Genomic DNA, 13,474 nt, shown 5'->3' with positions numbered 1-13,474 from the left:
CTTGTTTTTTTGTTTTTTTTTGTTGTGATTTTCGTTTGGGGCGGGGGGGGTGTGACACGACCGGACCGGCCCGCCATCCCTCCGGGGGTGCGGGCCGGTCCTCCGGTGCCGTCCGGCCCGGCCGCCCGGGAACGGTTCAGTCCTCCTGGGCGTGGACCACGGGCTCGTGGGTGACGGGGAAGTTCACCGAGCGGGCGATGAAGCAGAGTGCGGGGACCTCGCCGTGCAGTGCGCGGGCCTTCTCCACCATCGACGCGTCGGCGACCGTCACCTCGGGGCGCAGCACGACCCGGGTGATCCGGCCGCTCCCACCGGTCTCGTCCATGGTCATCACGCCGTGGGCGTTGTCCTCGTAGTCGGTGACGACGACCCCGCCGACCGCGCAGAGGTGCAGGTACCAGAGCATGTGGCACTGGGCGACGGAGGAGACCAGCAGCTCCTCGGGATTCCAGCGGGCCGGGTCGCCGCGGAACGCCGGATCGGAGGAGGCCGCGATCCCCTCCTTGCCGTCCGCGAGCACCTCGTGGTCGCGGCTGAAGGATGCGTAACCACTCGTGCCCGAGCCGAGGTTGCCCGTCCATTCGACCTGGACGTCATAGGTGTGGGTCGTCGTCATGGCCCGAGCGTAGGGTCTTCCGTCCGGAGCGGGCCAGGCGCCACGACGCGGCACGGCCCGCTCGGCGCGCACCTCATTGCGGCAACATGAATATTTTTCCGGGAGGTTGACGAAAAAATTCCGGCCTCCCCATGCTGGAGCCCATGCACTCCCACAGAGGCCCCCTCGCACAGCTGAGGCGGGGCCATGAAGAGCGCGTGCTCGGACTGCTGCGCCGGCACGGCCAGTTGAGCCGCGCCGAGCTCGGACGGCTCTCGGGGCTCTCGCGCACCACGCTGTACGACATCGTGGCGACCCTGGTCGCGGGCGGGGCCGTGGTCCCCGGCGCGGCCGACCCCGGGCCGCGCAAACGCGGCCGTCCCGTCGAGCACCTGACCCTCGACCCGTCGGCCGGGCAGGCGCTCGGCATCGACTTCGCGCGCCGCTCGGTGCACGTGGCCGCCGCCAACGTCGCGCACGAGATGATCGGTTCGGCCAGCCTCCCGCACCCGCCGGACCTCCCCTGGGAAGGCCGCGTCGACCTCGCCGAGAAGCTGGTCGCCTCACTGGCCGACGGCGCCCTGCGGCTCTCCGCCCTCGGCGCCACCGGGGCGGTCGGCGTGGGCGTCGTCGGGCCGGTGCGCCGTACGGAGACCGAGGACGCGCGGGCGGCGGAAGGCCACCGGGTCACCCGGCCCGGCGGGGGCCACGGGGGCCCGCTCACCGACCTCGTGGAGCTGCTGACCAACCGCTTCGGCGCCCCCGTCCTCATCGACAACAACACCCGCCTCGCCGCCCTCGCCGAAGCCACCTGGGGCGCCGCCGCCGGCAGTCGCGACGTGCTCTACCTGCGGCTCTCGCACGGCGTCGGCGGCGGTCTGGTCGTCAACGGCGCCCTCCACCGGGGCGTCGACGGGTTGGCCGGCGAACTCGGCCACATCACCGCCGACCCGGCGGGCGGCCCCTGCGAATGCGGCGGCACCGGCTGCCTGGAGACCGTCGCCTCGGTCGGGGCCGTACTCGCCGCGTACCGCGAACGGGGCGGGAGGGCGCGGGACTTCGACGGATTCCGTGCCGCGCTGGAGGACGGGGACACGGTCGCCGAGGACGTGCTGCGCAGGGCCGGGACCTTCGTCGGCGCCGTACTCGCCTCGGTCGTGGGCGCCCTCGGCCCCAGCACGATCGTCCTCGGCGGCGAACTCGCCCAGGCCGGCGACGCCCTGCTCGGCCCGGTCGCCGACGCGCTCGACGCCCACGTCCTGCCGCTCGCCCGGGACCGCGTGACGCTGCGCCCCGCCGCGCTCGGCGAAGCGGGCGGCGCGCACGGCGGCGTCGCCCTGGCCCTGCACGAATCGCCGCTGCTCGCCCGCTACCCGGGCCCGGCACTCCCCGAGGACGACGACGCATGACAACCCCCTCCCACCCCCTCGTCAAGGACACCCACACCCCCGCGGACCTCGCGTCCGAAGAACCCGGCACCCCCGCACCCGTCCCGCCCGGCGGCCGTACGGCCCGCACCGGAAGGCGCGGCGGGCGGGCCCTCCTCTCCTCGCTCGGGCTCAACCTGGTCGCGCTCGCCGTGGGACTCGGCGTCTGGGCGCTGCTGAACCCGCTCGGTTACGACGTGCTGCCGGGCCCCGGCGCGGTCGTCTCCCGGGCGGGCGACATGATCGCCGACGGCACCCTCGCCGACGACGCCCTCGCCAGCGTGCGCCGGGTGCTGACCGGCTTCGCGCTGGGCACCCTGGCCGCCGTACCGGTCGGGTTCCTGATGGGCTGGTATCCGGTGGCCCGGGGGCTGCTGGAGCCGTACGTCCAGTTCTTCCGCACCGTCCCGCCGCTGGCCCTGATCCCGCTCACCATCGTGCTGATGGGCATCGGCGAGACCCCCAAGATCTTCGTGATCTTCCTCGCCGCCTTCCTCTCCAGCGTGCTGGCCGCCTTCCAGGGCGTCGTCGGGGTCGACCGCACCCTGATCGACGCGGCCCGGGTGCTCGGCGCGAAGGACGGGACGATCTTCCTCAAGGTCGTCGTCCCCGCGTCCGCGCCGTTCATCCTGGTCGGCATGCGGATCGGCCTCGGCTCCGCCTGGGGAACCCTGGTCGCCGCCGAACTCATCGCCGCCCCCGAGGGCCTGGGCTTCCGCATGCAGCAGGCCCAGCTCTACTACGACCTCCCCACCATCTTCGTCGGGCTGATCTCCATCGGCGTGCTCGGCCTGCTGATGGACCGGCTGCTCCTCGTCGCCGAACGACGCCTCACCCACTGGCAGGAAACCCGATGAACGCCAAGATCTCCTTCCGCGGGGTCTCCCGGACCTACCCCGTCAAGAACACGGTCTTCACCGCACTCGACGACGTCTCCCTGGACATCGGCGACGAGGAGTTCGTCACTGTCGTCGGCCCCTCCGGCTGCGGCAAGTCCACCCTGCTGAACCTGGCCGCCGGACTCGCCGAACCCACCTCCGGCACCGTCCTGGTCGACGGGAAACAGGTCACCGGACCCGGCCCCGAACGCGGGGTGATCTTCCAGCAGTACGCCCTCTTCCCCTGGCTGACCGTGCGCGGCAACGTCGAGTTCGGGCTCAAGCTCGCCTCCGTACCAGCGGCCGAACGCAGGCTCCGCGCCCAGCGGGCCATCGAACTCGTCGGCCTCGGCGACTTCGCGGACGCCCTGCCCAAGACGCTCTCCGGCGGCATGAAGCAGCGCTGCGCCATCGCCCGCGCCTACGCCGTCGACCCCCAAGTGCTCCTGATGGACGAGCCGTTCGGCGCACTGGACGCGCTGACCCGGGTGCAGCTGCAGGACCAGCTGCTGGACACCTGGAGCCGCGACCGGCGGACCGTCCTCTTCATCACGCACGACGTCGACGAGGCCGTCTACCTCGCCGGACGCGTCATCGTGATGGCCGCCCGGCCGGGACGCATCCACCAGGTCATCGACGTCCCCCTGCCCTACCCGCGCACCGAAGCGGTCCGGCTCTCGCCGGAGTTCGCCGACATCCGCAACGCCGTCTGGCAGGCCGTGTACCACCAGCCCGCGGCGGTCTGACCGGTTCTCCGGACCTCTTTTTCTCACGCACACCCCGACACCCACCGAAGGATCACTCCGCCATGCGTCTTACTCAGCGCGCCCTCATGGCCGCCGCCTCCGTGTCCGCCCTGGCACTCTCCGTCACCGGCTGCTCGGGGGACTCCGGCGACACTGCCGCCGCCGGCGGCGGGACCGCCAAGGTGCGCTTCGGCTACATCAGCGACTACAACGGCGCCAGCCTGCTCGCCATCGCCGACCAGCAGGGCCTGTGGAAGAAGGAGGGGCTCTCGCCGCAGTACAGCGTCTTCACCAACGGCCCGCTGCAGATCCAGGCGCTCGGCGGCGGCTCCCTCGACTTCGGCTACATAGGCCCCGGCGCGATGTGGCTGCCGGCCACCGGCAAGGCCAAGGTCGTCGCCGTGAACACCCTCGCCTACGCGGACCGGGTCATCGCCCAGCCCGGCATCAAGACCATCCAGGACCTCAAGGGCAAGAAGGTCGGCGTCCCGGCCGGCACCTCCGGCGAGATGGTCCTCAACCTGGCACTGCAGAAGGCCGGGATGAAGCCCGAGGACATCACGAAGGTCCCGATGGACCCGGCCACCGTGGTCTCCGCCTTCGTCTCCGGGCAGATCGACGGCGCCGGCCTCTGGTACCCGCTCATCGACTCCATCAAGGCGAAGAAGCCCGGCCTCAACGAGGTCGGCTCCACCAAGGACTTCTCCGACAAGGCGTTCCCCACCGCGTTCGTCTCGGGCACCAAGACCGACAAGGGCCTCACCACCAAGGTCGTCAAGGTCCTCCAGCAGGCCAACGACTACCGGGCCGCCCACCCCGAGGAGGCGATCGACGCCGCCGCGAAGCTGCTGAAGGTCGACCGCGCCAAGGTCGCCGCCGACGCCGCCAACGTGAAGACGATGACCACCGCCGACCTGGTGGCGAAGACCGGTGACGGCACCGTCGCCTCCTGGCTCGACGGCCTCGGCGAGTTCTTCGTGTCCACCGGTCAGCTGAAGTCCGTGCCGAAGTCGGACACGTACTACGAGGGCGACCTCTACACGAAGGCGTACGCCAAGTGAACCTGCTGTTCCTGATGACCGACCAGCACCGGGTGGACACCCTCGGCGCTTACGGCAACCCGCACGTCAGGACCCCGAACCTGGACCGGCTCGCCGCCACCGGCACCCGCTTCGACCGGTTCTACACCCCGACCGCCATCTGCACCCCCGCCCGCGCCAGCCTGCTCACCGGCCAGGCCCCCTTCCGGCACCGGCTGCTCGCCAACTACGAGCGGAACGTCGGCTACTTGGAGGATCTGCGGGACGACGTCTTCACCTTCCCGGCCGCCCTGCGGGAGCGTGACTACCAGCTCGGCCTCATCGGCAAGTGGCACGGCGGCACCCATCGCAACGCCGCCTCCTACGGCTTCGACGGCCCCGACCTGCCCGGCTGGCACAACCCCGTCGACCACCCCGACTACCTCGCCTACCTGGAGGAGCGGGGCCTGCCCCCGTACCGCATCTCGGACCACATCCGGGGAACGGCGCCGGCCGGGAACCCCGGGAACCTGCTGGCCGCGCGGCTGCACCAGCCGTTGGAGGCGACCTTCGAGCACTACCTCGCCACCCGTGCCATCGAGCAGCTGGAGAAGTACGCGGCGGACGGGCGGCCGTTCTTCCTGGCCACCCACTTCTTCGGCCCGCACCTGCCCTATCTGCTGCCCGACTCCTACTTCGACCTCTACGACCCCGAACTCGTCGAGCTGCCGCCGTCGATCCACGAGACCTTCGAGAACAAGCCGCCGGTGCAGGCCAACTACAGCGCGCACTGGGCCTTCGACACCATGCCGCTGGAGGTCAGCCGCAAACTCGTCGCCGTCTACTGGGGTTACGTCACCCTCATCGACGAGCAGATCGGGCGCATCCTGACCCGCCTGGACGAACTCGGCCTGGAAGACGCCACGTCGGTGTTCTTCACCGCCGACCACGGCGAGTTCACCGGCGCCCACCGGCTGCACGACAAGGGCCCGGCGATGTACGAGGACATCTACCGCATCCCCGGCATCGTGCGCGTACCCGGCGCGGCGCCCCAGGTGCGCGACGAACTCGTCAGCCTCACCGACTGCACCGCGACCCTGCTCGACCTGGCCGGGATCGATCCCTCCCAGGCCGTGGACAGCCGCTCCCTCCTCCCGCTGGTGCGCGGCGAGCACCCCGACTGGGCACCGGACCTGGTGGCCGAGTTCCACGGTCACCACTTCCCGTACCCGCAGCGGATGATCCGCGACGACCGCTACAAGCTGGTCGTCAACCCGGAGTCCGTGAACGAGCTGTACGACCTCGTGGACGACCCCCACGAGCTGGAGAACCGCTACGGGAACCCCGAGTCGGCGGACGTACGCGACCGGCTGATGCGGCGGCTCTACACGCTGCTGCGCGACCGCGGCGACAACTTCTACCACTGGATGACGTCGATGTACGACATCGGCGGCTCGGACACCGACGTCACCCTCAGCTCCTTCGAACCGGACGGCACGGCCCCGACGACCACGGAGACCCGATGAGACGCACGCGCAACCCCGCACGCGCACGGCGGCTGCCCCGCTGGGCGGCTCCGGCCGCCGCGCTGATCTGCCTGCTCGGCCCGGCCACGGCCCCCTCCTACGGGGCGGCCCAGGGCCACCACCCGCCCCACAGCGCCCCGGCGGAGACCGCCGCGCCCACCACGTACACCAACCCGGTTACCGCCGGGACCGTCGACACCTTCCCCGACCCCACGATGATCCGGGGCAAGGACGGCAACTGGTACGCCTACGGCACCCAGAACCCGGTCTTCCAGTCCCAGGGCGAGGACGGCGAACGCATCCTGCCGATCCTGCGCTCCCCGGACATGGTGAACTGGACCTACGCCGGTGAGGTCTTCACCCCCGTGACAAGGCCCGCGTGGCTCCAGGGCTCGCGGCTCTGGGCACCGGACATCCACTACGCCTTCGGGCAGTACTACCTCTACTACTCCGTCCCCGGCCGGGGCACCATCGGCCTCGTCACCGGCCCCACGCCCACCGGCCCGTGGACCGACAAGGGTGCGGTGCTGCCCACGCCCAGCGGCTGCCCGACCGGCAGCATCGACCAGGCGCAGTTCACCGACACCGATGGAACGCCCTATCTCTACTGGGGCAGTTACGACACCATCTGCGTCGCGAAGATGAACGGCGACCGCACCCGCGTCGAAGGCGCCGTCACCCAGGTCGCGCGCGGCCGGCGGGCCGAGGGCGGGTTCGTCGTCCGTCGTGACGGCTTCTATTACCTCTTCTACTCGGACGCGGGCTGCTGCGACGGCGCCTACAGCGGCTACCAGGTGAAGGTGGGCCGCTCGACCAGCCCCACCGGCCCCTTCACCGATGACGAGGGCACCGACCTGATGGCGCTGGGCAGCAAGGGCGGCGTGGTCGTCGGAGCCAACGGCGACCGCTGGATCGGCCCCGGCCACAACGCCATCCAGACCGACCTGTCCGGTCAGGACTGGCTCGTCTACCACGGCATCCCCTCCGAATCGCCCGACCTCGCCCCGGCCTCCGGCGGCACCCTCAAGCTCTCCCGGCGCCCGATGCTGATCGACCGGCTCGACTGGATCGACGGCTGGCCCGTCGTCCGCGCCGGTACCGGCCCCTCGGACGCCCCGACCGCCGCACCCGTCACCACCTGGAGCGCCGGCGGCACCTTCGAGACCGGCCTGACCGGCTGGCGTACCCAGGGCGCCACCCCGGCCGGCTGGACCACCGCCACCGAGACCGACGGCCACGGCTACGTCCGGTACGCACCCGCGACCGGCTCCACCGCCACCGGCTACCTGGTCTCCACCGGCACCGCACCCGCCGCCGTCCGCGCCGAGGCCGACCTCCGGGTGACCGCCGACCAAGGCGCGGCGGGACTGACCCTCGCCCACACCGACGCCGACAACCGCGTCGCCGTCTGGCTGGACCGGGCGAAGAACGCCCTGGTCACCGAGGTCCGGATCAAGGGCGTGGACCAGGGCGAACAGCTCAGCGCGCTGCCCACCGGGTTCTCCTGGAACACCTGGCACACCGTCTCCGCCGAGATCCGGTCCACCCGGCTCACCGTGGAGGTCACCGGCGACCGGCTCCGCGACCCCGTCGCCGAGCAGACCCGCACCCTGCCCGCCGCCGCAGTCCACGCCGGAGCGGTCTCCGTGGTGGCCAAGGGCGCCGGAGCCGAGGCCGACAACGTCGGCGCCACCGCGCTCTTCACCCCGGTCACGAAGCGGGCCCCCGTCGCCGGGCCCGGAGCCCTGCTCCCCGCCTACAGCGACGAGTTCGACACCGCGACCCTCCCCGGCACCACGACCGGCTCCGCCTGGAGCTGGGTACGCGGCCCCGCCGCCGGAACCACCATGGTGAACGGCGCCCTCTCCTGGCCCACCTCCAACACCGAGCTGTACCTCGGCGACAACACCGCCCCGGTCCTGCTGCGCCCCGCACCCACGGGCGACTACACGGTGGAGACGAAACTGCACTTCACGCCCACCACCAACGCCCAGCAGGCGGGGCTGGTGCTGTACGAGAACGACGACCGCTGGTTCAAGCTCACCCACTCGGTGCTGCCGCTCAACAACGGCAACGGAGCCATGCTCCACGTCACCGAGTTCGGCAAGGAGGGCGAACGCCCCACCACCACCCCGCCTACCGCCGTCGCCAACGCGCCGATGTTCGGCGGCCCCACCGCCGACACCCTCTGGCTGCGGCTCACCCACCACCTCGACACCGCCAACCAGGAGCACGAGGTCCGCGCCTCCTCCAGCCGCGACGGCGTGCACTGGTCGCTGAGCGGGGTGTGGACGCTGCCGGTCAAGGGCGACCTGAGGATCGGCCTGATCTCCGACAATCACACGGGAGCGGTGGCCGACTTCGACTACGTACGGACGTACGGGCCCGCCGCGACCACCCTCGCACCGGCCGGCCCCGGATCGTCCGGGCCGGGCGCCGGGCACGGGAAGCCCGCGGTGAAGCCGGGCCACGCGAAGAAGTAACCGGCACGAGTGGACCGAGCGCCCGTACCCCCTGGTGTGCGGGCGCTTCGCCGTTCCCCGGGCGCTCCGGAACTCCCGGCGGAATTCACGGCGAACGAGGCCCGGCGACCGCTAGGGTCCCAGGCGCGCGCCCAAGGACGTCGCGGGGTGCGCCTGTTCACGAGGGCGATCACGAGGAGATACGCATGGAGGACGGGTTCCGGAGCCTTCCGGCGGGATGGCCCGAGCGCGCCTGGGCGCCCGGGACCCGGGTCCGGGTCGTCCAGTCGCCGGATTGGGCCGGCCCCTGGCCCGCGGAGTTCTGCGGCACGGTGGACGACCTGTTCCCCCCGGAAGCCGTGGATCACCCGCAGGCGGAGGACGGGGAGTTGGCGTACTGGGTCCGGTTCGACCATTCACAGATGGACAGCGAAGGCTGCGGGCCCTACCACAAGGCGCAGATCTGGGGCAGCTGTCTGAGGGCTGAGCAGGGCTGAGCTGGGCTGAGCTGGGCTGAGCTGGGCTGAGCTGGGCTGAGTCGAGCTGAGCTGGTCTGGGCTGAGCAGGCCTGACGCTGCGCCGTCGCCCTTTTCCCGGCCCGGGTTCCGGGACGGAACAGGGCCCGCACCTGGGGTGCGGGCCCTGTCGGGGGTGCTGAGGTGCTCAGGCCAGGGACACCGACTGGGTGTCGACGACCGCGGCGGGTACGGCGAGGTCCTTGGGCGCTTCGGCCCCTTGGGTGGCTGCGGTGGTGGTGAAGAGTGCGATGGTGGTGCCCCGGCGCATGACGGCGATTTTCTCGGGGGTGTCCGTGCCGTCGGCGCCTTCGACGCGTTGGGTGATGCCGAAGCCCATGGCCTGGTCGGCGCCCGGGGGTGCCAGTTCGCGGGTGGCGGCGGTGACCCGGTGTTCCTCGCCGGAGACTTTGAGGGTGAAGCCGTGGGTGCAGGCGTCGGCGGCGTCGGAGAGTCCGGTCATCGCGGTGGTGGCCTTCTCCTCGTCGTCGTAGACGGTCAGGGTGACGGTGGTGGTCAGGCCGTCGCCGGTGACGTGGCGGAAGACGGTGTCCTTGGGGGAGCCGAGGGCGGTGCCGGCGACCGCGCGGGCCAGGGGCCCGCACGGTTCGTCGGCGTGGACGTCGTTGGGCCGGGGGGCCTGGGCGCCGGTCGGGGTGGTGACCTTCGCGCCGGGGATGCTGTCGGTCTTCAGCGCTTTCGCTGCGAGACCTCCGGGGCCGGTGGCGGCGGGGCTGGGCGCGCCTTGGCGCTGGAGGCCTCCGCCGCCGCCTCCGCTGCTGCCGCTGACGGTGCATCCCGTCGCGAGGACCAGGGCCGCGGCCGACACCGCGCAGGCGGTGATCCGGCGGGTGGTGAATCCGCCGCGTGTGTACCGCTTCATCGTGTCGTCCTCCGTACGGTCCTGGTCCTCGGGCGGGTCGATCATCAGCCCATCGCCATCTTGTTCTCCCAGCCGCCGCTGATCACGGTGGTGGGGGTGCCGCCCCAGGTGGCCGTGGCCTTGTAGAAGCGGACCGTACCGTCCGCCATGAGCGCCCAGATGTCGGGGATGCCGTCGCCGCTGACGTCCGGGGTGCCCGTCATCAGCGGGATGTTCGCCAGGCTCCAGCCCGTACCGAACTCGGCGTCCACTCCGGTCGCGGAGTTCAACGCGCTGGAGAGCGAGGTCAGGCTGGTGCCGCCCGCCGCGTCCGCCTTGCCGATGCGCAGCAGCAGCCGGTCGCTGACGAAGGTCCGGTAGACCAGGTCGGCCACGCCGTCGCCGTTGTAGTCGCCGACGTTGACGAGATCGCGGTCGGCCCAGGTGGTGGCGGCCAGCCGGGTCGCGGTCTGGAAGGTTCCGCCGGTGTAGCCGGAGAAGACCCACAGGGCGTCACCGGAGGTCGCGAAGAGCTCCGGGCGCTTGTCCCCGGTGATGTCACCGGTCGCGAGGATCTGGCTGAACGTCGACGGGTCGGGGGCGTTGGAGGGCAGCCACACCTCGGTGCGCTGGTCGACGTCGATGCTGCCGTAGCCGTCGCCCCGGTAGATCCAGAGCTTGCCGTCACCGGTCCGGGCGACGACGTCCTGGATACCGTCACCGGGCAGGAAGTCGCCGTTGTGGGTGATGAGTGAGGGTTTGCCGGCGGCGTCGAGCCAGTAGGTGCCTCCGTCCGAGACGCCGTCCTCGTCGAGGTCGGCCTCCAGACTGATGCCGTCGTGGTGGGCGGCCTGGAGCGAGACGTGGATGTCGCCGGTGGTGGTGGCCGGGTAGAGGCGCAGGTCACCGGTGGCGTCGAGCAGGTAGAGGTCGGCGACCCCGTCACCGGTCACGTCACCGGCCTTGTCCGCCGCGTCGCGCGGGGTGACGTAGAAGAGGTACTTCGTCGCGGTGGAGGAGGTGTTGCCGGAGGCGTCGGCGGCCTTGGCGTAGAGGATGTTCGGTCCGGCCGACAGCGGCGGGATGGCCACCGTGACCGAGCCTCCGGCGGCGACGGTCGCCGTGGTCTTGCTGAGGCTGGAGGAGTTCACCGAGTACAGGTACTTCACCGTGTCGGTCGAACCTGCGGCGCTGAAGGTGAACTTGCCGGTGGTGCCGAACTTGACCTTGCTCCAGTTGGTGCCGTTGCCGTCGTCCTCCGGGTAGTCGGTGGAGGTGATCTCCGGCGAGTTCGGCGCCGAGGAGTCGTAGACGAAGCCGCAGTTGGCGGTCGTCGGCGGACCGTAGGTGGAGGCCGCTCCCGAGGAGTCGAGGGCTCTCACCCGCCAGAAGTACGTCTTTCCGTTGGCGAACTCGCTCGCCGTGCCGTCCGCGCCGTCGATGACGACGCTGGCCGCACCGGTCGAGTCGACCGTCCGGTTCCCGTCGTAGATCTTGGTGGAGCTGCCCGACTGCCAGAGTTCGAAGTCCAGGTACTTCAGGTCGCCGTCCGGGTCACTGGACTTGGCGGCCAGTGTCACGTCGCTCAGCCCCACCGAGGGGTACGGGCTGACGGTGTCGCATCCGGTACCGGGGGAGATGTCGAGCTTGGTGGGCTCGGCGGGCTTCCTGTTGTAGGTGATGACGATCTTCGGAGCGGACTCGCCCTCGGCCTTGAACTTCTTCCAGGAGTACGAGGAGTCCTCGGTGGTCGCCTGGAGGCCGATGGTGAAGTTGGTCCAGCCGCCGTCCGCCGCGTCCTGCGCCACGGACTTGCCGTCGTAGACCACGTACGCGTCGGGGCAGGAGGAACTCCAGCCGTTGGCGAAGGACTTCGTGCCGATCTCCGCGGACTTCGACGGGGGGTTGTTCCAGGTCGTGGAGGAGGAGATGCCGCCGGTGCGCCAGACCTGCATCTCGCGGGCGGAGCAGGACCAGCTGTAGGTCTCGTAGAACCGGAGGTCGGCCTTGGTGACGGTGGCGCCCTTGATGCTGGACGTCCAGGCGAGCCGGAAGTAGGAGCGGGACAGGCCACCGGTGGTCGACTCGTAGCCGACGCGCGCCTCGGTGGTGCCGGTGTTGTAGTTCGCGCCGTCGTAGAAGCTGGACGTCGGGTACTTCTTGTACGTCGTCGTCCAGTTCTTCGTCTTGCCGGTGAGCGACGGGTCGATGAAGACCGGGTACTCCGTCTTCTCGCTGGTCAGCAACGCCTTGTCCGGCGTGATGGCCAGCGTGGCCTCGGCCGTGCCCTCACCCGTGAGGGCGGCGGTGCCCACCGCGCTGTGCGCCCCGATCTGCGGACCGGCCAGGCCGGGCAGGTCGAGTACGTCCGCGTCCGCGGAGCGGAAGGACGCGCGCGAGACGGTGACGCCCGTCCGGCCGGAGCCGTAGGACGACTGCTGGGCGGTGTCGGCGGACGGGTCGTCCTGGGGCGCGGGCGCCGTGGACGGCGAGGGTGCCGTCGTGGCGGGGGAGTCGTCCTCGGGGGCGGCGGTGTCGTCGCTCTCCGGGGCGTCCGGGTCGGCCGGGGCGTCCGTGGCCTCCGTACCGGGCTCCTCCGAGTACGACGGCGAGGGGTCGACACCGGGCTCGGGAGCCTCGGGCGCGTCGGGGTCCTCGCCCTCCGTCAGGGCCGGACGGCCCGCGGAGTCCCAGAGGAACGGGGTCGGCGAGACCGCGATCTCCGTACCCGCCTCGTCCTCCGCGGTGACCGCGTGCGTCACCGCGTCCAGGTGGAAGGAGAGGTCCGGGGAGCTGAGGCGGTACGACAGGTCCGCGTCGGCAATCGCCGCCGCGGCCTCGGCGTCGTGCACGATCAGCACGTGGGTGAAGCCGCTGTCCCGCGCGGTCAGCAGCAGGTCGACGCCGTCGAACACGCCCGGGTAGAGGGCGGTGTCGCCGTCGATCCGGGGCGTCGGCAGCTCGCCGGGCCAGCCCATGGTGATCTCGTGGCCGCCCGAGCTGAGGGTGACGAGGTCCTGGTAGGAAGCGGAGTCGTCGGCCACCGGCGTGACGTCCGACGCGCGTGACACGGTGAACGAAGCCTGCTTCGCCCCGCCGGACCCGCCCTTGCTCTTCCCGTCGGTCCGGGCGCCGCGACCCGCCGAGAACACCACGGGATCGGACGCGGCCTTAGGTTCCCAACCCCGGTCCGTGCGGGCCAGGGTGGAGTCCAACGCCTTCCAGACGCCGCCGACCTTCGCGCGTACCGGAGCACCGTGCGCGGTGAGTTCGAAGCTGCCGTCGGGCAGCGCGACCGTCGTCGAGGTGGCGTCGCGCAGGGCGGTCACCTCGACGCGCTTGCCGGTGCGGACGGCCTGCTTCTGCGCGCCGCTCTCGTCGAGCGGGGCGGTGGCGGGCGTGACCGGCGCGGCGGACTCCCGCACCGGGTCATCGGGGGCGGGC

Annotated in this window: 10 protein-coding genes; 7 read left to right on the top strand and 3 right to left on the bottom strand. The window is 71.4% G+C overall.

Features of this window, described 5'->3' with window-relative positions:
- Positions 1-136: 136 nt before the first annotated feature.
- On the bottom strand, positions 137-616 hold the full coding sequence (locus tag ACWD3D_RS22845) for an OsmC family protein (protein ID WP_451462680.1): 480 nt from the start codon (positions 614-616) through the stop codon (positions 137-139).
- Between the two features lie 131 nt (positions 617-747).
- Between ACWD3D_RS22845 and ACWD3D_RS22840 the strand changes: the two genes are divergently transcribed.
- The 7 genes from ACWD3D_RS22840 to ACWD3D_RS22810 all read left to right on the top strand — a co-directional run bounded on the left by ACWD3D_RS22840 (position 748) and on the right by ACWD3D_RS22810 (position 9,150).
- Positions 748-2,004: an ROK family protein gene (locus ACWD3D_RS22840; RefSeq protein WP_451462679.1), complete on the top strand. Its 1,257-nt coding sequence runs from the start codon at positions 748-750 to the stop codon at positions 2,002-2,004.
- Positions 2,001-2,879, top strand: a complete 879-nt coding sequence (locus tag ACWD3D_RS22835; protein ID WP_451462678.1) for an ABC transporter permease — start codon at positions 2,001-2,003, stop codon at positions 2,877-2,879. The genes ACWD3D_RS22840 and ACWD3D_RS22835 overlap by 4 nt, the downstream gene beginning before the upstream one ends.
- On the top strand, positions 2,876-3,646 hold the full coding sequence (locus tag ACWD3D_RS22830; protein WP_451462677.1) for an ABC transporter ATP-binding protein: 771 nt from the start codon (positions 2,876-2,878) through the stop codon (positions 3,644-3,646). Before ACWD3D_RS22835 ends, ACWD3D_RS22830 begins: the two co-directional genes overlap by 4 nt.
- 62 nt (positions 3,647-3,708) lie before the next feature.
- Positions 3,709-4,707 carry an aliphatic sulfonate ABC transporter substrate-binding protein gene (locus tag ACWD3D_RS22825; protein WP_451462676.1) on the top strand — a complete coding sequence of 333 codons (999 nt, stop codon included), beginning with the start codon at positions 3,709-3,711 and terminating at the stop codon, positions 4,705-4,707.
- Positions 4,704-6,191, top strand: a complete 1,488-nt coding sequence (locus ACWD3D_RS22820) for a sulfatase-like hydrolase/transferase (protein ID WP_451462675.1) — start codon at positions 4,704-4,706, stop codon at positions 6,189-6,191. The genes ACWD3D_RS22825 and ACWD3D_RS22820 overlap by 4 nt, the downstream gene beginning before the upstream one ends.
- Complete coding sequence (locus ACWD3D_RS22815; RefSeq protein WP_451462674.1) at positions 6,188-8,674, top strand: family 43 glycosylhydrolase; 2,487 nt, start codon at positions 6,188-6,190, stop codon at positions 8,672-8,674. Before ACWD3D_RS22820 ends, ACWD3D_RS22815 begins: the two co-directional genes overlap by 4 nt.
- 185 nt (positions 8,675-8,859) lie before the next feature.
- The gene (locus tag ACWD3D_RS22810; RefSeq protein WP_451462673.1) at positions 8,860-9,150 is read left to right on the top strand and encodes a ferrous iron transport protein A; all 291 of its coding nucleotides are present in this window, start codon (positions 8,860-8,862) and stop codon (positions 9,148-9,150) included.
- 166 nt (positions 9,151-9,316) lie between these two features.
- Here ACWD3D_RS22810 and ACWD3D_RS22805 read toward each other — a convergent pair whose 3' ends face one another.
- Together ACWD3D_RS22805 and ACWD3D_RS22800 are read right to left on the bottom strand one after the other, a co-directional pair.
- On the bottom strand, positions 9,317-10,096 hold the full coding sequence (locus ACWD3D_RS22805) for a hypothetical protein (protein ID WP_451462672.1): 780 nt from the start codon (positions 10,094-10,096) through the stop codon (positions 9,317-9,319).
- Positions 10,096-13,474 (bottom strand): DNRLRE domain-containing protein (locus tag ACWD3D_RS22800; protein WP_451462671.1); only part of this gene is annotated, 3,379 nt, incomplete at its 5' end. The genes ACWD3D_RS22805 and ACWD3D_RS22800, both read right to left, overlap by 1 nt.

The organism is Streptomyces sp. NPDC002690, assembly GCF_053592415.1.
This window is presented reverse-complemented; position numbering and strand designations above follow the sequence as displayed.